Below are 17903 nucleotides of genomic sequence, written 5' to 3'. Positions count from 1 at the left end.
AGTTCGCCCTGCGTCTTGTTGAAGCCGCGGCAGACGTGATCCACGCGCAGGATTTCCTCACCGAGGCGCGGCGGCTGGGACGTCTGGACGGGGGCGTTTATGGCATTCGGATTGTGCATCGCGTTTCGCTCTCAATCGGTCTCAGTCGAGCCGCAGCTTCGCTTCGGCGAAGGCATACAGCGGGCGCCACAGCAGGCGGTTGAACAGGGTAACGAACAGTGACATCACGGCGATGCCCAGAATGATCTTCGGAAAGTCGCCGGCGGCGGTGGTCTGCGCGATATATGCGCCGAGGCCGTGCGCCTCGATCCTGGTCGTGCCCCACTGCACCGCTTCCGACACGATGCTCGCGTTCCACGCGCCGCCCGATGCGGTGATCGCGCCGGTCACGTAATACGGAAAGATGCCGGGCAGGATCGCCTGGCGCCACCACTGCCAGCCGCGGATCCGGAAGTTCGTCGCGGCTTCGCGATAGTCGTTCGGATAGGACGTCGCGCCCGCGATGACGTTGAACAGGATATACCACTGCGTGCCGAGCACGATCAGCGGCGACAGCCAGATATCGGCGTTCAGATGGAAGCGCGCGATCACGATCACGAACACCGGGAACAGCAGGTTCGCCGGGAACGCGGCGAGGAACTGCGCGAGCGGCTGCAGCTTCTCGGCGAGTTTCGGGCGCAGCCCGACCCACACGCCGACAGGTACCCAGATCACGGACGCGATCGAAATCAGCACGACCACGCGCAGCAGTGTGATGAGCCCGAGCATGATCACGTGGCCGACTTCGGCCATCGTCACGCCGGTCGACACGAAGCTGACGACACGCCACACGATATAGGCCGTGCCGAGCAGCAAGAACGCCGCCCACGCGATGTCGACCGTGCGCGACGCCTTCTTCTCGACTTTGGGCAGCGTGAAGCGCATCGCGCCCGACAGCGGCAGACGCAGCGGAATCCGCGCGGCCTTCGCGAAGAACCAGCCGGCCGGCACGAGCAGCTGATGGATCAGGCGCGTACGGCGCACGAGGTCGAGCAGCCAGGATTGCGGTGCGTCGCCCGACGCGGTGTTCTCCATCCGGAACTTGTCGGCCCACGCGATCAGCGGGCGGAACAGGAACTGGTCATAGGCCAGGATCACCACCGTCATCGTCAGGATCACCCAGCCGATCGCACCGAGGTTCTTGTCCGAGATCGCCTGGGCGAGATACGCGCCGATCCCGGGCAGCGTGATGGTCTGGTTGCCGACGGTGATGGCCTCCGATGCGACGACGAAGAACCAGCCGCCCGACATCGACATCATCATGTTCCAGATCAGTCCCGGCATCGAGAACGGCACCTCGAGCTTCCAGAACCGCTGCCACGACGTCAGGTGGAAGCCGCGCGACACTTCGTCCAGATCGCGCGGCACCGTGCGCAGCGACTGGTAGAAGCTGAACGTCATGTTCCACGCCTGGCTCGTGAAGATCGCGAAGATCGCGGCCAGTTCGGCGCCGAGCACGCGGCTCGGGAACAGCGCGAGGAAGAACGTTACCGTAAACGAGATGAAGCCGAGCACCGGCACCGACTGCAGGATGTCGAGGATCGGGATCAGCACCATGCCGGCGCGGCGGCTTTTCGCGGCGAGCGTGCCGTAGATCAGCGTGAACGCGAGCGACGCGACCATCGCGGCGAGCATCCGCAGCGTGGTGCGCAACGCGTATTCGGGCAGGTTCGACGGATCGAGCGAGATCTTCTGGGTCTGAAGGGTCCCGATCGGCGCCATCGTTTCATGAAAGCCGACGACCGCCATCGCGATCAGGCAGATAATCAGCGGGAACGCGATGAAGTCCCACCGGTTCGGCAGAACGCGCCACGCGGACGCGTTGGCGGTCCGGTTCGGATTGAAGAATCCGACGTCCATCAGGCGCCCTCCCCGGTAAGGCCGAACGAAGCCGGCAGACGATGTTGATTCATGGCAAAGCGCACGGGCGCGGTAATTCGACGCGGTAATTCGATTGATTCACGATCTGACGCCGGCGCGAGGCGCCGTGCGTGCAGGCTGCGCTCCCGGCGCGGCGAGTCGGGCCGCGACGGCACGACACTACACCAACCTGTATTTCAGGTTCAACCGTCCGGGGCCGGCGCGGGGCCGCGCGACGCGCGAACGGCGCACGGATCGTGCCCGGCACGCGGGCGAACAACAGGCGTGGGATACGGAGCAGCCCGACCGCGGTCCTCCGGCCGGCATGCAGGCCCCGAATTATGCCGTGATCTGGGCCGGCCGGGAACCCGCCAACCGCACGCGGACGCAAACCGTGCCGGACGTCAGCGGACGATTGCGGCGAAGCAGGTATGATCGGGGCTAGCCCCTGGCGTCGGTGTTGACCACAGCCGCCAGGGATCGACCGACCAGCGGGAGGAAGGGAATGGCAGGAAACTTGGTGATCGTCTGCCGCGATCAGGATGCCGATGCGTTCTACGAGCTGATGCAGGAGTATGGGTCGTTCCAGACGCGGCTGTCGTCGACGGCATGGTACCTGAACATGAACATCGTGCCGGAATCGCTGCAGGAGGAGATTCTGGAGCGCCTTGGCCGCTACACGACCGTCTATATCTTCGAGGCCACGAGCGTGACCTACAACACCATCGACAGCAACGCCGCCGAGACGCTCGGCACGCTGTTCGGCGAATGATGCCACGCGGCGCCTGCCCGGCAGGCGCCGCATCCGCCGCTTATGCGGCCTGGGCGTGCAGTTCGTCCTTCGGCACCGCGTCGAACGGGAACGTCATCGCCACGCGCAGGCCGCCCTCGGGACGATTGCCGATCTCGCACGCCCCGCCCAGCCTCAGCACCAGACGCTCGACGATCGCGAGCCCGAGCCCGCTGTGGCCATTACCGCCGCGCGCCGGGTCGAGCCGCACGAACGGCCGCGTCGCGGCCGCGAGGTCGCGCGGCGCGATCCCGCCGCCGCTGTCGCTGACCGACAGCACGTAACCCGTCGGCGTACGCGCCGTCTCGACGAGCACGGGTGGCGCGCCGTACGCATGCGCATTGTCCAGCAGGTTCGAGAGGATCCGGTCGAGCGTCGCGGTCGGCAGGCGGAAACCTTCGTCGGCGGCCAGATGCGTCTGGACCGCCGGCGCGTTCGGTGCGACCGCGCGATAGCTGCGCGCGATCCGCTCGCAGGTCTGGTCGACCGGCACGGGCTCGCTGCGGTCCGCCCCGCCGTGCGCGAACACGAGGAACTGGTCGACGATGTGCGACATCGAGTCGACATCGCGCACCACACCGTCGCGCAGCCGCGCGTCGTCCATCATTTCCGCGCGCAGGCGCATCCGCGCGAGCGGCGTGCGCAGGTCGTGCGCGACGCCGGCCAGCATCACCGCGCGATCGCTCTCGGCCTGCGACACCTGTTCCACCATCTGGTTGAAGCCGTGTGTGAGCTGGCGCAGCTCGCGCGGGCCGCGCTCGCGCAGCGGCGGCACCGGCTGGCCGCGGCCGAAGCGCGCGACCGCGCGCGCCAGCGAGCGCAGCGGCTGCTGCAGTTGCCAGGCCGCGAACAGCGCGGCGATCACGCCTGCCGAGAAGATCGTGCCGAGCCACAGCAGCATCCGGTCGAGCGAGCGCGGCGGGCGCAGCGGCTGCACCGGCACCACGATCCAGTTGCGATCGGTCGGTTCCTTGACCCACAGCACCGGCGGATGGCCCGGCGCGCCGATCTCGACCCGGGTGCCGGCCGGCATGCGCTCGCTCACGTCGTCGCGGAAACGCTTGAGCGGCGCCGGCAGGTTCGAGCCTGCGCTCGTCGGCACGTCGGGACTGTCCGGCGACACCAGCCGCACCCGTGACGGCAGCGGCTGGTCGGGCGTGCGCTCGATGTGCTGGCGCACGGCGTCGACGAGGAAGGCGGCCTCCTCGACCGCGTAACGCGTCTGCATCTGGCTGCGCTCGAGGCGCATCGCGAAGAACCACGCGAAGTGCGACAGGAGCAGCACGCCGACGACCAGCAGCGCCAGCCGTCCGAACAGTGAATCAATGGGTTTGCGCATGGGCCTCGCCGTCGGGCACGAACACGTAGCCGCGCCCGCGGACCGTCTGGATGAAGCGCGGCGTCGACGGATCCGTTTCCAGGATGCGGCGCAGGCGCCACACCTGGACGTCGATGCCGCGGTCGGTGCCGTCGTACTCGGGCCCGTGCAGCAGCTCGAGCAACCGCTCGCGCGTGAGCGTGCGCAGCGAGTGGTTCACGAAGATCTTCAGCAGCGCGAATTCGCTGCTCGACAGCGTCGCCGGCTTGCCGTCGACCGACAGCGTGCGCCCCTGGAAGTCGAGCACGAAGCGGCCGAACGCGAACGGCTCGCGCTGCTCGGGCGCCGCCGCCGACGGCGTCGCCCGGCGGCGGCGCAGCACGGCCTGCACGCGCGCGAGCAGCTCGCGCGGGTTGAACGGCTTGCCGAGGTAGTCGTCCGCGCCGAGTTCGAGCCCGACGATGCGGTCGACGTCGTCCGCGCGCGCCGTCAGCATGATCACGGGGATGTCGTCGCCGGCCGCGCGCAGCTGGCGCAGCGCGGTCAGGCCGTCCACACCGGGCATCATCAGGTCCAGCACGATCAGGTCGGGCCGCTCGCGCTCGAGACGCTTCTCGAGCGTCGCCGCGTCGTGCAGCACGGACACTTCCATCCCCTGGCGCACGAGATAGTCGCGCAGCAGGTCACGGAGTTCTTGGTCGTCGTCGACGATGAGGATCTGGGTAGTCATGGCTCGAAGTTTACCGCGCGAGCGCGGAGTCGAAGAACGGTTCAAAGGAACGAAAGGGTTACTGCGGGTTACGACGCAAGGGAACTGTAATGCACCGTAACCCGGCAGCCACCCCACGTAACACCCGCCGGGGCACGCGCCGCTAACCTGCGTCTTACCGGATGCGGCACACGCGTCACCCGCGCACCGCATCGCCGGACCCTTTGGATACAGGAGTTTCTGAAATGTATAAGAACACTTCCCGCGTGGCCATTGCGGCCGCCACCGTGCTCGCTCTCGCATTCGGCACCGCGCATGCCGCGCAGCCCACCGACATGCCGCCGCCGGGCGGCCCCGGCATGCACCAGATGCACGGCGGCCATGACGGCGGCCCGTTCGGCGTGATCATGAAGCTGCACGATCAGCTGAAGCTCAACGCATCGCAGGAGCAGCAATGGCAGACGGCCGTCAACACGATGAAGCAGAACCATGAGGCGATGCGCAAGAGCCACGAGCAGATGCGCGAGCAATTCAAGGCGCAGCAGAATCAGCCGATCCTCGACCTGAACGCGATGCACGCCGCCCGCCAGCAGGCCGAGCAGCAGAATGCGCAGCTGCGCGAGCAGAGTTCGGCCGCCTGGCTCGCGTTCTACAACGGACTGAACGACCAGCAGAAAACGACGGTCAGCACCGCGCTGAAGCAGCAGTTCGCGCGGATGGAGCAGCGTCACGAGACGATGAAGGAACGCTGGCAGCAGCACCGCGCGGCAAAGGCCGCGTCGGCGCCGGCGCAGTGAGCCGGCGGGCCGCCTCCCCGGGCGGCATCGCAGGGGACGCGGGTACTCGGCCCGCGTCCCCTGTTTCGTTTCAGGCGACGTCGAACAGCAGCACCTCGGCCGCCCGGCCGCGTGCGAACGCGACCGCGTCCACCCCGGCGATCCGCGCGCCGTCGCCCGCGGCCAGCGCGTGGCCGTTGACTTCCACGTCGCCGCGCGCCACGTGCACATAAGTACCGCGTCCGGCTGGCACGCCGAATGCCGCCTCCTCGTCGCCGTCAAGCAGCCCCACGAAGATCCGCGCATCCGCACCGATCGACAGCGCGCCGTCGTCGCCGTCCGCAGACGCGACGAGCCGCAGGCGGCCGCGCTTCTCGTCGTCGGCGAATCGCCGTTGAGCGTAACCGGGCCGCCCGCCGCGCTCGGCCGGCTGCAGCCAGATCTGCAGCAGATGTAGCACCCGGTCGCGCGACGCATTGGTTTCACTGTGCATGAGCCCCGTGCCGGCGCTCATCCGCTGGATGCCGCCGGCCCGCACGATGGCGCCGTTGCCAAGGCTGTCGCGATGCGCGAGCGCGCCGTCCAGCACGTAGGTGACGATTTCTAGGTCGCGGCGCGGCTGCATCCCGAAGCCGCGCGTCGGCGCGATCCGGTCCTCGCTCAGCACGCGCAGCGCGCCGAACGGCGGATGCGCGGCCTCGGCGTGGCCGACAAGCGGGAAGCTGTGACTCGACTCGAGCCAGCCTTGGCGCGTGTGGCAGCGGTCGGCGGCGCGGCGGATCTGGAACATGGGGCGGGCACTCCGGCAGGGCAGGCATTCTTTCTTCGGGTTTACCTGCACTGTAGGGGCGCGCCAAGCGCGCCACAATCCGCCGTCCGCGCACCGCATCGTTGCACTCACGAAACCAATCGACGCAATGCTCGTCGCGAATACCACGATTGCCGCAACGAGCGGATCGAAGAATCCATCGGTCACGCCGGATTGCCGTTTTCCGGGTATCGCGTTCGGGTAAAATACCGCCCTTTTGGCGTTCGCCCGTCCGGCGAGCGCCGTTGCCAGCGCGCCGAAACACGAATTTTGGCCGTCTAGAATACGCCGCGGCGCCCGGCCCGACCGGCCGCGAGCGCCCTCCCGGAAGTGAGCGACAAAAGGATGGAAATGAAGAAGGCCGCCCTGTGCGCCGCCCTCGCCCTCGTGGCGGGCAGCGCCTTCGCGAAAGAGTGGAAGACCGTGCGGATCGGTGTCGACGCCAGCTACCCGCCGTTCGAGTCGACCGCGCCGAGCGGCGAGATCGTCGGTTTCGACGTCGATCTCACCAAGGAAATCTGCAAGCGCATCAACGTGAAGTGCGTGTGGGTCGCGCAGGATCTCGACGGGATCATTCCCGCGCTGAAGGCGAAGAAGTACGACGTCATCGTGTCGTCGCTGACCGTCACGGACAAGCGTCGCGAGCAGATTGACTTCTCCGACAAGGTGTACGACGCACCCGCGCGGATGATCGCGAAGGCCGGCTCGCCGCTGCTGCCGACGGTCGCGTCGCTCAAGGGCAAGCACGTCGGCGTCGAGCAAGGTTCGACGCAGGAATCCTACGCGAAGGCGTACTGGGAACCGCAAGGCGTGACGATCATTCCTTACCAGAACCAGGACCAGGTCTATGCCGATCTCGGCTCGGGCCGCCTCGACGCGACGCTGCAGGATGAACTGCAGGCCGACTACGGCTTCCTGCGTACGCCGCGCGGCAAGGGCTTCGCGTTCGCCGGTCCGGAAGTGAAGGATCCGAAGACGATCGGCGACGGCACTGCGATCGGCCTGCGCAAGGAAGACACGGACCTGAAGCTCAAGATCAACAAGGCGCTGGCCGACATGCACAAGGACGGCACGTACGACCGACTGTCGCACAAGTATTTCTCGTTCAGCGTCTACTCGGCTCGCTGAGCACCGACAATGACGGGAAGCGGATGCGGGGGCGCCCCGCGTCCGGCAGTACAGGCAGTCAACCACGCGCCGCCCGCGCCGCGCCCGCCGCTCCCCGCGACGGGCTGGCCCGGCACCGTTGCCGGGGGCGGACGGACATGATACGCACGGGGCGTTCCGCGCAGCTTGGCGGGCGCGTCTTTCGCGGCGCACCGCGTGCGCCGTCCGGGACCACACCAGGGACCACATATGTTTCTACAAGGCTACGGCCCGCTGATCCTCGCAGGCACCTGGCAAACCGTCAAACTGGCGGTGCTTTCGCTCGCGCTCTCGTTCCTGCTGGGCCTGCTCGGCGCGGGCGCGAAGCTGTCGCGCAACCGCTTCACGCACGGCGCCGGCACCGTCTACACCACGCTGATCCGCGGCGTGCCCGACCTCGTGCTGATGCTGCTGCTGTTCTACAGCCTGCAGATCTGGCTGAACATGGCGACCGATGCACTCGGCTGGGACCAGATCGACATCGACCCGTTCCTCGCCGGCGTGCTCGTGCTCGGCTTCATCTACGGCGCGTACTTCACCGAGACCTTCCGCGGCGCGTTCCTGTCGGTGCCGCGCGGCCAGCTCGAGGCCGGCAGCGCATACGGAATGACCAACTGGCAGGTGTTCACGCGGATCATGTTCCCGCAGATGATGCGCTTCGCGCTGCCGGGCATCGGCAACAACTGGCAGGTGCTCGTGAAGTCGACCGCACTGGTGTCGATCATCGGCCTCGCGGACGTCGTGAAGGCGTCGCAGGACGCCGGCAAGGGCACGCTGCGGTTCTTCTTCTTCACGCTGATCGCGGGAGCGGTCTACCTCGCCATCACGACGATCTCGAACTTCGTGCTGATGTGGCTCGAAAAGCGCTACTCGACCGGTGTCCGCAAGGCTGACCTATGATCGAACTCATCCAAGAATACTGGCGCAACTACCTCTACACCGACGGCTTCCGGATCACCGGCGTCGCAATCACGCTGTGGCTGCTGGTCGTGTCGATCGGACTCGGCTTCTGCCTGTCGGTGCCGCTCGCGGTGGCCCGCGTGTCGAAAAGGAAGTGGCTGTCGAGCGCCGTGTGGCTCTACACGTACGTGTTCCGCGGCACACCGCTGTACGTGCAATTGCTGCTCTGCTACACCGGCCTCTACAGCCTGCAGGTCGTGCGCGGCACGCCGCTACTCGACGCGTTCTTCCGCGACGGGATGCACTGCACGCTGCTCGCGTTCACGCTGAACACCTGCGCGTACACCACCGAGATCTTCGCGGGCGCGATCAAGGCGACGTCATACGGCGAGATCGAAGCCGCGCGCGCATACGGGATGACGCCGTTCACGATGTATCGCCGCGTGATCCTGCCGTCGGCGCTGCGCCGCGCGCTGCCGCTGTACAGCAACGAAGTGATCCTGATGCTGCACGCGACCACCGTCGCGTTCACCGCGACCGTGCCGGATATCCTGAAGATCGCGCGCGACGTGAACTCGGCGACCTACATGTCGTTCCATGCGTTCGGCATCGCCGCCCTGCTCTATCTCGTGATCTCGTTCACGCTCGTGTGGCTGTTCCGCCAGGCCGAGCGTCGCTGGCTCGCGTATCTGCGCCCGCAAGGCAAGTAAGTTTTCGCAGGACTATTGATGAATTCCCAGACTCAGAAGCTTTTGGTCGACGATCTGCACAAGCGGTACGGCGACAACGAGGTGCTCAAGGGCGTGTCGCTGAAAGCGAACTCGGGCGACGTGATCAGCGTGATCGGCTCGTCCGGTTCCGGCAAGAGCACGATGCTGCGCTGTATCAACTTCCTCGAGCAGCCGAACGCGGGCCGCATCATCGTCGACGGCGAGGAAGTGCGCACCACGCCGGACAAGACGGGCGCGCTGCGCGCGGCCGATTCGAAGCAGCTGCAGCGCGTGCGCACCAAGCTGTCGATGGTGTTCCAGCATTTCAATCTCTGGTCGCACATGAACGTGATCGAGAACGTGATGGAAGCGCCCGTCAACGTGCTCGGCATCCCGAAGAAGGAAGCCGAAGACCGTGCGCGCGAGTATCTCGAAAAGGTCGGCCTCGCGCCGCGCGTCGAGAAGCAGTATCCGTCGCACCTGTCGGGCGGGCAGCAGCAGCGTGTCGCGATCGCGCGCGCGCTGGCGATGCATCCGGACGTCATGCTGTTCGACGAGCCCACGTCGGCGCTCGACCCGGAACTGGTCGGTGAAGTGCTGAAGGTGATGCAGAAGCTGGCCGAGGAAGGCCGCACGATGATCGTCGTCACGCACGAGATGGGCTTCGCGCGCAACGTGTCGAATCACGTGATGTTCCTGCACCAGGGGCGCGTCGAGGAAGAAGGCGTGCCGTCCGAGGTGTTCGGCAACCCGAAGAGCGAACGCCTGCGCGGGTTCCTGTCGGGTAGCCTCAAGTAACGCGAGCGACACGCGAACGGGCGCCCGCGGTTCGCCGCGCGGCGCCCGTTTTGCGTTTACGCGGCGCTCACCGGTTCGCTGTCGGCGAATGCGCGCAGTTCATCGCCCGCGAGCCGGTAACGCACCCATTCGCTCTGCGGCGCGGCGCCGACGCTCTCGTAGAAACGGATCGCCGGCTCGTTCCAGTCGAGCACGCTCCATTCGAAGCGTCCGCATCCGGTGTCCACGGCGATGCGCGCAAGCGCCTTCAGCAGCCGCAGCCCGGCACCCGCGCCGCGAAAGCGCGGCGACACGTACAGATCCTCGAGATAGAGCCCCTGCCGGGCGAGCCACGTCGAATACGAGAAGAAATACACGGCGAAGCCGGCCGGCTCGCCGTCGACCTCGCAAATCAGCGCGCGCGCGGGCGACCCTTCGCCGAACAGGCTGCGCTCGAGCGACGCGGGCGTCGCGACCACTTCATGCTCCGCCTTCTCGTAGATGGCCAGCTCGGTGATGAAACGCAGGATTTGCGGCACGTCGGCGACGGTGGCGGAACGAATGTCGATTTGCACGGTGGGGAGCCCTCCTTCGGCCCGGACTGAAAACGGAATGCGGCACCCGCGCAAGCGCGCCTGGCGTCGGACAGATCGACATGCTACGTTCACGGCTCAACTGCAGGAAGTGCAGTTTCTTCATCCAGACATGAACATGATGCATCCCGACCTGCGCCGTCTCGACCTGAACCTGCTGCTCGCGTTCGACGCGCTGTACCGCCACCGGTCGGTCGCCGCGGCCGCGCACGAGCTGGCGATGAGCCCGTCCGCGCTGAGCCACGCGCTCGCCCGGCTGCGCGACGCGATCGGCGATGCGCTGTTCGTGCGGCTCGGCAACGAAATGCAGCCGACCGTGCGCGCCGACGACATCGCCACCTGGGCCGGCGATGCGCTCGACACGATGTCGAGGGGGCTCGCCCGCGCACGCCGCTTCGATCCCGCGCAAAGTGACCGCACGTTCGTGTTCGCCGCGAGCGACTACACGGCATTCGCCGTGCTGCCGGCGTTACTCGCGCGCATCGAGCAGGTCGCGCCGCGGCTGCGGATCCGCGTCGTCCACTCCGACCGCAAGATTTCGATCGACGAACTCGCGGCCGGCCGGATCGACTTCGCGCTCGGCTATCACGAGGAGTCGGCCGCCGACGCGCCGGGTATCGAGGATTTCGACTGGTTCTCGGACGACTACGTCGTGATCGCGAGCGCCACGCATCCCGACATCCACCGGCGCCTGACGCTCGACCAGTACCTCGCGGCACGCCACGTGGTCGTCACGCCGTGGAACGAGTCGCGCGGCGTCATCGACTACGTGCTCGACCGGCTCGGCCTCGCACGGCAGGTCGCCGTGCAGTTGCCGAGCGTGCTGGCCGCACCGTTCGTGATCGCGGAATCGGCACTCCTGATGACGGTGCCGAACCGTGCCGCGCAGGCGCTGCGCCACGCGGCGCCGATTCGCATCTTCCCCGCGCCGTTCGAGATCCCGCGCTACACGGTGAAGGTCTACTCGCATGCGAAGCACGCGCGCACCGACGCGCACCGATGGCTTCGCGCGCAATTGCTCGCCGCACGGCCCGAGCAAGGTTGAGTCGGAAACGCTTGTACGACGGGCGCTGCCACCCTGCCGCCCAACCGTTTCCGGCATCACGCCGGCGGCAGCAGGCCGCCGCCTACTTATTACGAAATACTTACCAATTTTGTCGCTTCCGTGCTTACGCTCGCGCTCCGGCAACGTCAATAGTGGCAATCCTTGACCCATCGCCCCGGAATCCGTGTCTGCCTTGCCGGACAAGGGTTTTCCGGTAATCGACAGGCTCCGCGATGCCCGCCGCGCACCGTGTTGCATGGCAAATTGGCGACACGTGTTAGTCAAACAACGATTTCCGTCGCCACAAAATTGTATTTTTGCTAAATTAGTAACCAAAGTAGCAAAACGAAGTTCGTGAAATGTAGTTTAGCTTCACGACACAACAAGGAGACCCCGCAAGCCGACCCGGCCGCGCGGGACCGCTCAACGGTTTTCCGTCCGCTTGCCCGCGTGCCGCGCTTACCGGCCCTGCACGAGGTCTCCCTGGTTATCCCGCTTTTCGCTTTTGCCCGGCGCTCGCTGCTCCGGGCATCTCGTGCAGTCTGGGTTGACTTTTTGACAGGGTATGGAGGAGATGATGAAGAAAGCTTTGGTCGCGGCCGCGCTGATGGCTGCTGGGGTGGTTACGGCGCACGCGCAGAGCAGCGTCACGCTGTATGGCCGTCTGGATGCCGGCATCGAGTACTTGAACGGCCTGCAAAACGGCCACCAAGTGCGCGCGGAAAGCGGCGACTGGGGCACGAGCCTGTGGGGCTTGAAGGGCAGCGAGGACATCGGTGGCGGCAACAAGGTCCTGTTCCACCTCGAAGGCGCGTTCAACACGATGACGGGCGGCTTCAGCGGCTCGATCTGGGATCGTTTCGCGACCGTCGGTATTTCGAACGACCGCTACGGTACGCTGCTGCTGGGTCGCGAACTCGCGATCGCCAACGGCGTGTGGGACTTCGATCCGCTGGGCCAGTCGAGCTGGTCGTCGGCATCGCTCGTGCGCGGCCGCAACTGGAACAAGACCAGCAACAACGTGTCGTACCAGTCGCCGCAGTTCTACGGCTTCGACTTCTACGGCCAGTTCTCGTTCTCGAACTCCACCAGCTTCAACGGCAACACGACGACCGGCTCGCCGGGTCGTGCAATGGGCGCTCAGGTCACCTACACCAACTCGCTGTTCCAGTTGCGCGGCATCTACGACGAAGCGCGCGACAGCAACGGCCGCTTCTCCGACGTATTCACCTACTCGCGTGAATATTTCGCAGGTGCGAACGTGTTCCTCGGCCAGTTCAAGCTGCAGGCGGCGTACCAGGTATCGCGCGCGGACGGCACCGGCATCGTGCCCGCGAACAACGGCATCACCGGCACCCAGCAGGTCTGGGGTGGCGTGACGTGGCAGGCAACGCCGGCGGCAGCGCTGATCGCGGCCGTGTACCACGTGAACGCCAACCACGGCGGCGGCAACGCGAACATCTACACGGTCGGCGGCTCGTACAACATTTCGAAGCGCACGCTGTTCGACGTGCAGGTCGCGACGGTGCGCAACAGCTCGACGGCCAACTTCGGCCTGAACGCGAACGGCGCCGGCACGGCCGTCTCGACGGGCAACCCGCATCCGGGCGGCAGCCAGACCGGCGTCTACGCCGGCATCCAGCACCTGTTCTGATCAGGCGCCGTCCAGAGAACGATTCGACAACACTTTCCACGCTGCTGCGAGAGGCGCGTATCGGTGCGGTACCCAACCGGGTATCCGCACCGTTTTTTATTGGCGAGCCGGGATCGGGCGATCCACGGCCCGAAGCGGCGCTCAGACCGCCGCTTCGTTCTCTTCGCCGGTGCGGATGCGGATCACGCGCTCGACGTCCGACACGAAGATCTTGCCGTCGCCGATCTTGCCCGTGCGCGCCGCGCCGATCACCGCATCGATCACCTGGTCGACCTGCGCTTCCGCGACGACCACCTCGATCTTCATCTTTGGCAGGAAGTCGACCACGTATTCGGCGCCGCGATACAGCTCGGTGTGCCCTTTCTGGCGGCCAAAGCCCTTCACTTCCGTCACGGTCAGGCCGGTGAGGCCCACTTCGGCGAGCGCTTCGCGGACTTCGTCCAGCTTGAACGGCTTGATGATGGCGGTGATGCGTTTCATGATGGTTGTCCCTCAATGCTCGTTTGGATGCAAAATCGCGATCCCGATTGTAAGCCGGCCGGCCGCGTACGGCCCAGCAAGGCTCAGTCGAGACGTTCGGTAAAGCGTGACGTGATCGGATAGCGCCAGTCGCGCCCGAATGCGCGATGCGTGACGCGAATACCGATCGGCGCCTGGCGGCGCTTGTATTCGTTGATCTTGATGAGTCGCGTCACGCGCGCGACGTCGGCCTCCGCATAGCCGGCCGCGACGATCTCCGCGAGCGGCCGGTCCTCCTCCATGTACATCCGCATGATCGCGTCGAGCACGTCGTACGGCGGCAGGCTGTCCTGGTCCGTCTGGTTCTCGCGCAGCTCGGCCGACGGCGCGCGCGTCAGGATCCGCTCGGGAATCACGTCGCGCAGTTCGTAGTCTGTCGTTGCGTTGCGATAGCGGCACAGCCGGTAGACCAGCGTTTTCGCGATGTCCTTGATCACCGCGAAGCCGCCGGCCATGTCGCCGTACAGCGTGCAGTAGCCGACCGCCATCTCGCTCTTGTTGCCGGTCGTCAACACGATCGAGCCGAACTTGTTCGACAGCGCCATCAGCAGCGTGCCGCGGATGCGCGCCTGGATGTTCTCTTCCGTCGCGTCCTCCGCGCGGCCCGCGAATTCGCCCGCGAGCGCCGCACGGAACGCGTCGAACATCGGTGCGATCGCGATCTCGTCGTAACGCACGCCGACGCGCCGCGCCATCTCCGCCGCGTCGGTGGTCGAGATGTCGGCCGTGTAGCGCGACGGCATCATCACCGCGCGCACGCGCTCGGGCCCCAGCGCGTCGCAGGCGACCGCGAGCACCAGCGCCGAATCGACGCCGCCCGACAGCCCGATCAGCACACCGGGAAACCCATTCTTGCCGATGTAGTCGCGCACGCCGGTCACGAGCGCGCGATAGACCTGCGCGTCGACCGGCAGCTCGGGCGCGATCGCGCCGGGCAGCGGGCGCGGCCCGTCGAATTCGACGATTGCGTGCCCTTCGTCGAACTGCGGCATCTTCGCGACGAGCGCGCCCTGCGCGTCGAGCACGAACGAGCCGCCGTCGAACACGAGCTCGTCCTGGCCGCCGACGAGGTTCACGTACACCATCGGCAGCCCGGTTTCGCGGATCCGCGCGCGCAGGATGTCGATGCGCAGCGCTTCCTTGTTCATGTGGTACGGGGAACCGTTCGGGATCAGCAGCACCTGCGCGCCCGCAGCCTTCGCGATCTGTGCGGCCGACGCATGCCAGGCGTCCTCGCAGATGATCACGCCGTATCTGACGCCGTTGAGCTCGAACACGAGTGGCTCGGTGTCCGTCGCGAAGTAGCGCTTCTCGTCGAACACGTCTGCGTTCGGCAGATCCTGCTTGCGGTACGTACCGACGATCTCGCCGCCGACGATCAGCGACACCGCGTTGTAGGTGTCGGTCGGCGGCACGCCGCGCTCGATCGGGCGGTTTGCATTACCATCGACGGCTGGCGCGTGCGGATCGCCGCCCGACGCATCGCCGCCTGCGCTTCGCAACGGATGGCCGACCAGCACCGCGAGCCCGTCGAACGCGCGCAGCGCATCGGCGAGCGTGTCGAGCGCGGCGGCGGCCGCCGTGTAGAACGCGGGCCGCAGCAGCAGGTCTTCCGGCGGGTAGCCGGACAGCGCGAGTTCGGGCGCGATCATCAGGTGCGCACCATCGTTGTGCGCGGCGCGGGCGGCAGCGACGATCCGCGCGACGTTGCCGGCGAAATCGCCGACGGTGACGTTGATCTGGGCGAGAGCGAGTCGGGTCTTCATGACGGGATTGGCGCAGCCCGGTGGCGCGCCCTGAACGGCTGACGAAATCGTCCCGGACGCGGGCCACGGCGGCACGCATCCGGCGGCATCCAACAGTACGGATTCACGCTTGAAACACGAACGCATCGATTATCGCACGGGCATCCTGTCGTCCCCCGCGGAGGTGCCGGCCGACGAATGGAACGCGCTGCTCGAGCGCGACGCGCAGCCGACGCCGTTCCTGCGCCACGAATTCCTCGACGCGCTGCACGTCGCGCGCTGCGCGGTCGACGACACCGGCTGGTCGCCGCACTTCGTCACGTTGACCGACGCGCGCACGGGCCGGCTCGCGGCCGCCGCCCCCGTCTACGCGAAACAGCATTCGTACGGAGAATACGTGTTCGACTGGGCGTGGGCCGACGCGTACCAGCGCAACGACCTGCCCTATTACCCGAAGCTGCTGTGCGCGGTGCCGTTCACGCCCGTGCAGGGCACGCGCCTGCTCGCCGCCGACGACGACGCACGCCGCCGGCTCGCGGCCACGCTGCTGGCGTTCGCCGAGCAGAGCGACGTGTCGTCGCTGCACGTGCTGTTCCCGACCGGCGACGAAGCGCGGCTGCTCGAGTCGATGGGGATGATGCTGCGCGAAGGCGTGCAGTTCCACTGGCTCAACGACGGCTATCGCGACTTCGACGACTTCCTCGGCACGCTCGAGCAGAAGAAGCGCAAGAACATCCGCGCGGAACGGCGCAAGGTGCGCGATGCCGGTGTCACGTTCCGGCGGCTCACCGGCGAGCAGATCACCGACGCCGACTGGCGCTTCTTCACGCGCTGCTACCGGCAGACCTACCGCGAGCACTATTCGAGCCCGTACCTGAACCTCGACTTCTTCCGCGCGATCGGCGCGACGATGCCGGAGAACCTGCTGCTCGTGATCGCCGAGGCCGACGGCAAGCCGATCGCGAGCTCGCTCGCCGTGTACCGGCGCGGCGCGAACGGCATCGGTGGCACGCTGTACGGCCGCTACTGGGGCGCGCTCGAACACGTGCCCTGCCTGCATTTCGAAACTGCCTACTACCAGTTGCTCGAGTTCTGCATCGAGGCCGGGCTCGACACGTTCGAGGGCGGTGCGCAGGGCGAGCACAAGCTCGCGCGCGGCTTCCTGCCGACCGTCACGCATTCCGCGCACTGGCTCGCGCATCCGGCGTTCTCCGATGCGGTCGCGCGCTTTCTCGAACGCGAGACCGAGCATATCCACGCGTACGTCGACGAGCTGCGCGAACACGATCCGTTCCGGCGGGGAGCCGGGTAGCATCGGCACACCTGCACAGCGACCATCTGCCCGTCCTCTTCAGTGCGCGGCGTGCGTCACCGCCCGCGGGTCGCGCGACGACGCGGCCGCCGACAGCCCGTAACGGCCTGCACCGATCCGCCACGCGTGCGCATTCGCATCCCGGGCCGCGAAGCGCTGCGCCGGCACCGCGATGCTGACGGTGCGCGCCTCGCCCGGCTGCGGCGCAATCTTCGTCCAGCCGACGAGCCGCTTGCGCGACGGTCACGGCGATCGGTGGCGTTGACGCACGCCATTTCTGAGACACTGACGGCTTCGCATCCCGCCGCCTTCCCATGTCCTGGTTTCTGTATCTGATCGAGTGCGCCGATGACAGCGTCTACACGGGCATCACGACCGACGTCGCCGCGCGCTTCGACGAGCATGCGTCCGGCAAGGGCGCGCGCTATACGCGCTCGCGCAAGCCGCGCGCCGTGCTCGCATCGTTCCCGCTGCCCGACCGGTCGATCGCATCGCGCGCCGAGTACTGGGTGAAGCGGCTCACGGCCGCGCAGAAACGCGAGCTGGCGGCCGGGATCAGGACGCTCGAATCGGTGTTGCCGGCCGGGATGTCGCTCGACGGAAACGTCGACGCCGCCGAGCCGCAGGACGGCACACGCGGAAGGAAGAAGGTGAAGCGCGCCGACATTGCGAACGAGCTGGCCGAAACCAAAGAGGCTCGCGATAAAGCCGCGAAGAGCGGAACTGCCGGAAAAAAGCCCGGGGCCGCGAAAACCCCGAAGAACGCCCGAGCCGCAACGGCACCAACGTCGGCAAAAGCCTCGCCTGTCGCCTTGAAACGTGCCAGGACCGCCGACGATACGGACGGGAAAAAGACCGCCTCGCGCGGCACGCCGACAAAACGGGGCAAGCCGGTCACGAACGCATCGCCGAAACGGAAAGCGGCGGCAACCGGCGGCAAGCCCGCCGCGGACGGACGCGCCGCCCCTGCTTCCGCCCCGGCGCGCGGGCGTTCGTCGGCAAGGAGGGGCGCCGCCGAAATCATCGAGGCCGTCGCGCCCCCCGTTGCCCCCGCACGCCGCGCAACGGAAGCGAAACGTGCGAAGACGGCGGCAAGTGCGGGCGCCCAGCCCGCTGCGGCGCGCAAGAAAACCCTCGCACGCGCCATCCCGCGCGCAAAACAAAACCGCGCGGCCTCCTGAGGAGACACGCGCGGCTTGCGT

17 protein-coding genes and 1 pseudogene are annotated in these 17903 nt (G+C 67.0%); 10 read left to right on the top strand and 8 right to left on the bottom strand.

Going from position 1 to position 17903, the window contains the following annotated elements; translation table 11 throughout:
* Positions 1-141: 141 nt before the first annotated feature.
* On the bottom strand, positions 142-1899 hold the full coding sequence (locus tag DIE11_RS04190) for an ABC transporter permease subunit (RefSeq protein ID WP_124621670.1): 1758 nt from the start codon (positions 1897-1899) through the stop codon (positions 142-144).
* 505 nt (positions 1900-2404) lie between these two features.
* Between DIE11_RS04190 and DIE11_RS04185 the strand changes: the two genes are divergently transcribed.
* Entirely contained in the window at positions 2405-2671 is a 267-nt protein-coding gene (locus DIE11_RS04185) for a hypothetical protein (protein WP_014896379.1), read from the top strand.
* A 40-nt stretch (positions 2672-2711) separates the two neighbouring features.
* On the opposite strand, the gene DIE11_RS04180 is transcribed toward DIE11_RS04185, so the two are convergent.
* Together DIE11_RS04180 and DIE11_RS04175 are read right to left on the bottom strand one after the other, a co-directional pair.
* Positions 2712-4028, bottom strand: a complete 1317-nt coding sequence (locus tag DIE11_RS04180; protein WP_124621668.1) for an ATP-binding protein — start codon at positions 4026-4028, stop codon at positions 2712-2714.
* Entirely contained in the window at positions 4012-4737 is a 726-nt protein-coding gene (locus DIE11_RS04175; RefSeq protein WP_059603692.1) for a response regulator, read from the bottom strand. The genes DIE11_RS04180 and DIE11_RS04175 overlap by 17 nt, the downstream gene beginning before the upstream one ends.
* A 224-nt stretch (positions 4738-4961) precedes the next feature.
* Between DIE11_RS04175 and DIE11_RS04170 the strand changes: the two genes are divergently transcribed.
* Complete coding sequence (locus tag DIE11_RS04170; protein ID WP_124621666.1) at positions 4962-5513, top strand: Spy/CpxP family protein refolding chaperone; 552 nt, start codon at positions 4962-4964, stop codon at positions 5511-5513.
* 70 nt (positions 5514-5583) lie between these two features.
* Here DIE11_RS04170 and DIE11_RS04165 read toward each other — a convergent pair whose 3' ends face one another.
* Positions 5584-6282 carry a pirin family protein gene (locus tag DIE11_RS04165; RefSeq protein ID WP_124621689.1) on the bottom strand — a complete coding sequence of 233 codons (699 nt, stop codon included), beginning with the start codon at positions 6280-6282 and terminating at the stop codon, positions 5584-5586.
* Positions 6283-6651: 369 nt separating this feature from the next.
* Here DIE11_RS04165 and DIE11_RS04160 point away from each other — a divergent pair, with 369 nt between their 5' ends.
* The 4 genes from DIE11_RS04160 (at position 6652) to DIE11_RS04145 (ending at position 9854) form a co-directional block, all read left to right on the top strand.
* Entirely contained in the window at positions 6652-7428 is a 777-nt protein-coding gene (locus DIE11_RS04160; protein WP_057925995.1) for an ABC transporter substrate-binding protein, read from the top strand.
* A 228-nt stretch (positions 7429-7656) separates the two neighbouring features.
* Complete coding sequence (locus DIE11_RS04155) at positions 7657-8346, top strand: ABC transporter permease (protein ID WP_059603702.1); 690 nt, start codon at positions 7657-7659, stop codon at positions 8344-8346.
* Positions 8343-9056, top strand: coding sequence for an ABC transporter permease (locus tag DIE11_RS04150; protein WP_124621664.1), 714 nt, complete (start codon positions 8343-8345; stop codon positions 9054-9056). Before DIE11_RS04155 ends, DIE11_RS04150 begins: the two co-directional genes overlap by 4 nt.
* Before the next feature lie 18 nt (positions 9057-9074).
* Positions 9075-9854, top strand: a complete 780-nt coding sequence (locus DIE11_RS04145) for an ABC transporter ATP-binding protein (RefSeq protein ID WP_124621662.1) — start codon at positions 9075-9077, stop codon at positions 9852-9854.
* A 56-nt stretch (positions 9855-9910) separates the two neighbouring features.
* Here DIE11_RS04145 and DIE11_RS04140 read toward each other — a convergent pair whose 3' ends face one another.
* On the bottom strand, positions 9911-10408 hold the full coding sequence (locus DIE11_RS04140) for a GNAT family N-acetyltransferase (RefSeq protein ID WP_059603708.1): 498 nt from the start codon (positions 10406-10408) through the stop codon (positions 9911-9913).
* 136 nt (positions 10409-10544) lie between these two features.
* Between DIE11_RS04140 and DIE11_RS04135 the strand changes: the two genes are divergently transcribed.
* Positions 10545-11471: a LysR family transcriptional regulator gene (locus DIE11_RS04135; RefSeq protein ID WP_124621660.1), complete on the top strand. Its 927-nt coding sequence runs from the start codon at positions 10545-10547 to the stop codon at positions 11469-11471.
* Between the two features lie 574 nt (positions 11472-12045).
* A complete protein-coding gene (locus DIE11_RS04130) occupies positions 12046-13125 on the top strand; it encodes a porin (RefSeq protein WP_124621658.1) in 1080 nt (359 codons plus the stop codon).
* Between the two features lie 141 nt (positions 13126-13266).
* Here DIE11_RS04130 and DIE11_RS04125 read toward each other — a convergent pair whose 3' ends face one another.
* Complete coding sequence (locus DIE11_RS04125; protein WP_006398637.1) at positions 13267-13605, bottom strand: P-II family nitrogen regulator; 339 nt, start codon at positions 13603-13605, stop codon at positions 13267-13269.
* A gap of 83 nt (positions 13606-13688) precedes the next feature.
* Positions 13689-15410, bottom strand: coding sequence for an NAD+ synthase (locus tag DIE11_RS04120; RefSeq protein ID WP_124621656.1), 1722 nt, complete (start codon positions 15408-15410; stop codon positions 13689-13691).
* A gap of 109 nt (positions 15411-15519) precedes the next feature.
* Here DIE11_RS04120 and DIE11_RS04115 point away from each other — a divergent pair, with 109 nt between their 5' ends.
* On the top strand, positions 15520-16701 hold the full coding sequence (locus DIE11_RS04115) for a GNAT family N-acetyltransferase (RefSeq protein WP_124621654.1): 1182 nt from the start codon (positions 15520-15522) through the stop codon (positions 16699-16701).
* Between the two features lie 39 nt (positions 16702-16740).
* On the opposite strand, the pseudogene DIE11_RS04110 reads toward DIE11_RS04115, so the two are convergent.
* Positions 16741-16935 (bottom strand): annotated as a pseudogene (locus DIE11_RS04110) (fibronectin type III-like domain-contianing protein); the annotation flags it as partial.
* Between the two features lie 80 nt (positions 16936-17015).
* Here DIE11_RS04110 and DIE11_RS04105 point away from each other — a divergent pair.
* Positions 17016-17882, top strand: coding sequence for a GIY-YIG nuclease family protein (locus DIE11_RS04105; RefSeq protein WP_124621652.1), 867 nt, complete (start codon positions 17016-17018; stop codon positions 17880-17882).
* Positions 17883-17903: the final 21 nt, after the last annotated feature.

Origin of the sequence: Burkholderia sp. Bp9012, from assembly GCF_003853825.1 — a bacterium.
Lineage (GTDB): Bacteria > Pseudomonadota > Gammaproteobacteria > Burkholderiales > Burkholderiaceae > Burkholderia > Burkholderia diffusa.
The sequence above is the reverse complement of the archived record's forward strand: the minus strand, read 5'-3'. Positions and strand labels throughout refer to the sequence as shown.

Excerpts from the sequence above, each read along its gene's own strand:
- DIE11_RS04165 (WP_124621689.1), bottom strand. The coding sequence starts at position 6,282 with ATGTTCCAGATCCGCCGCGCCGCCGACCGCTGCCACACGCGCCAAGGC.
- DIE11_RS04120 (WP_124621656.1), bottom strand. The coding sequence starts at position 15,410 with ATGAAGACCCGACTCGCTCTCGCCCAGATCAACGTCACCGTCGGCGAT.
- DIE11_RS04160 (WP_057925995.1), top strand. The coding sequence starts at position 6,652 with ATGAAGAAGGCCGCCCTGTGCGCCGCCCTCGCCCTCGTGGCGGGCAGC.
- DIE11_RS04105 (WP_124621652.1), top strand. The coding sequence starts at position 17,016 with ATGTCCTGGTTTCTGTATCTGATCGAGTGCGCCGATGACAGCGTCTAC.
- DIE11_RS04130 (WP_124621658.1), top strand. The coding sequence starts at position 12,046 with ATGATGAAGAAAGCTTTGGTCGCGGCCGCGCTGATGGCTGCTGGGGTG.
- DIE11_RS04155 (WP_059603702.1), top strand. The coding sequence starts at position 7,657 with ATGTTTCTACAAGGCTACGGCCCGCTGATCCTCGCAGGCACCTGGCAA.
- DIE11_RS04145 (WP_124621662.1), top strand. The coding sequence starts at position 9,075 with ATGAATTCCCAGACTCAGAAGCTTTTGGTCGACGATCTGCACAAGCGG.
- DIE11_RS04175 (WP_059603692.1), bottom strand. The coding sequence starts at position 4,737 with ATGACTACCCAGATCCTCATCGTCGACGACGACCAAGAACTCCGTGAC.
- DIE11_RS04125 (WP_006398637.1), bottom strand. The coding sequence starts at position 13,605 with ATGAAACGCATCACCGCCATCATCAAGCCGTTCAAGCTGGACGAAGTC.
- DIE11_RS04180 (WP_124621668.1), bottom strand. The coding sequence starts at position 4,028 with ATGCGCAAACCCATTGATTCACTGTTCGGACGGCTGGCGCTGCTGGTC.
- DIE11_RS04150 (WP_124621664.1), top strand. The coding sequence starts at position 8,343 with ATGATCGAACTCATCCAAGAATACTGGCGCAACTACCTCTACACCGAC.
- DIE11_RS04185 (WP_014896379.1), top strand. The coding sequence starts at position 2,405 with ATGGCAGGAAACTTGGTGATCGTCTGCCGCGATCAGGATGCCGATGCG.
- DIE11_RS04190 (WP_124621670.1), bottom strand. The coding sequence starts at position 1,899 with ATGGACGTCGGATTCTTCAATCCGAACCGGACCGCCAACGCGTCCGCG.
- DIE11_RS04135 (WP_124621660.1), top strand. The coding sequence starts at position 10,545 with ATGATGCATCCCGACCTGCGCCGTCTCGACCTGAACCTGCTGCTCGCG.
- DIE11_RS04170 (WP_124621666.1), top strand. The coding sequence starts at position 4,962 with ATGTATAAGAACACTTCCCGCGTGGCCATTGCGGCCGCCACCGTGCTC.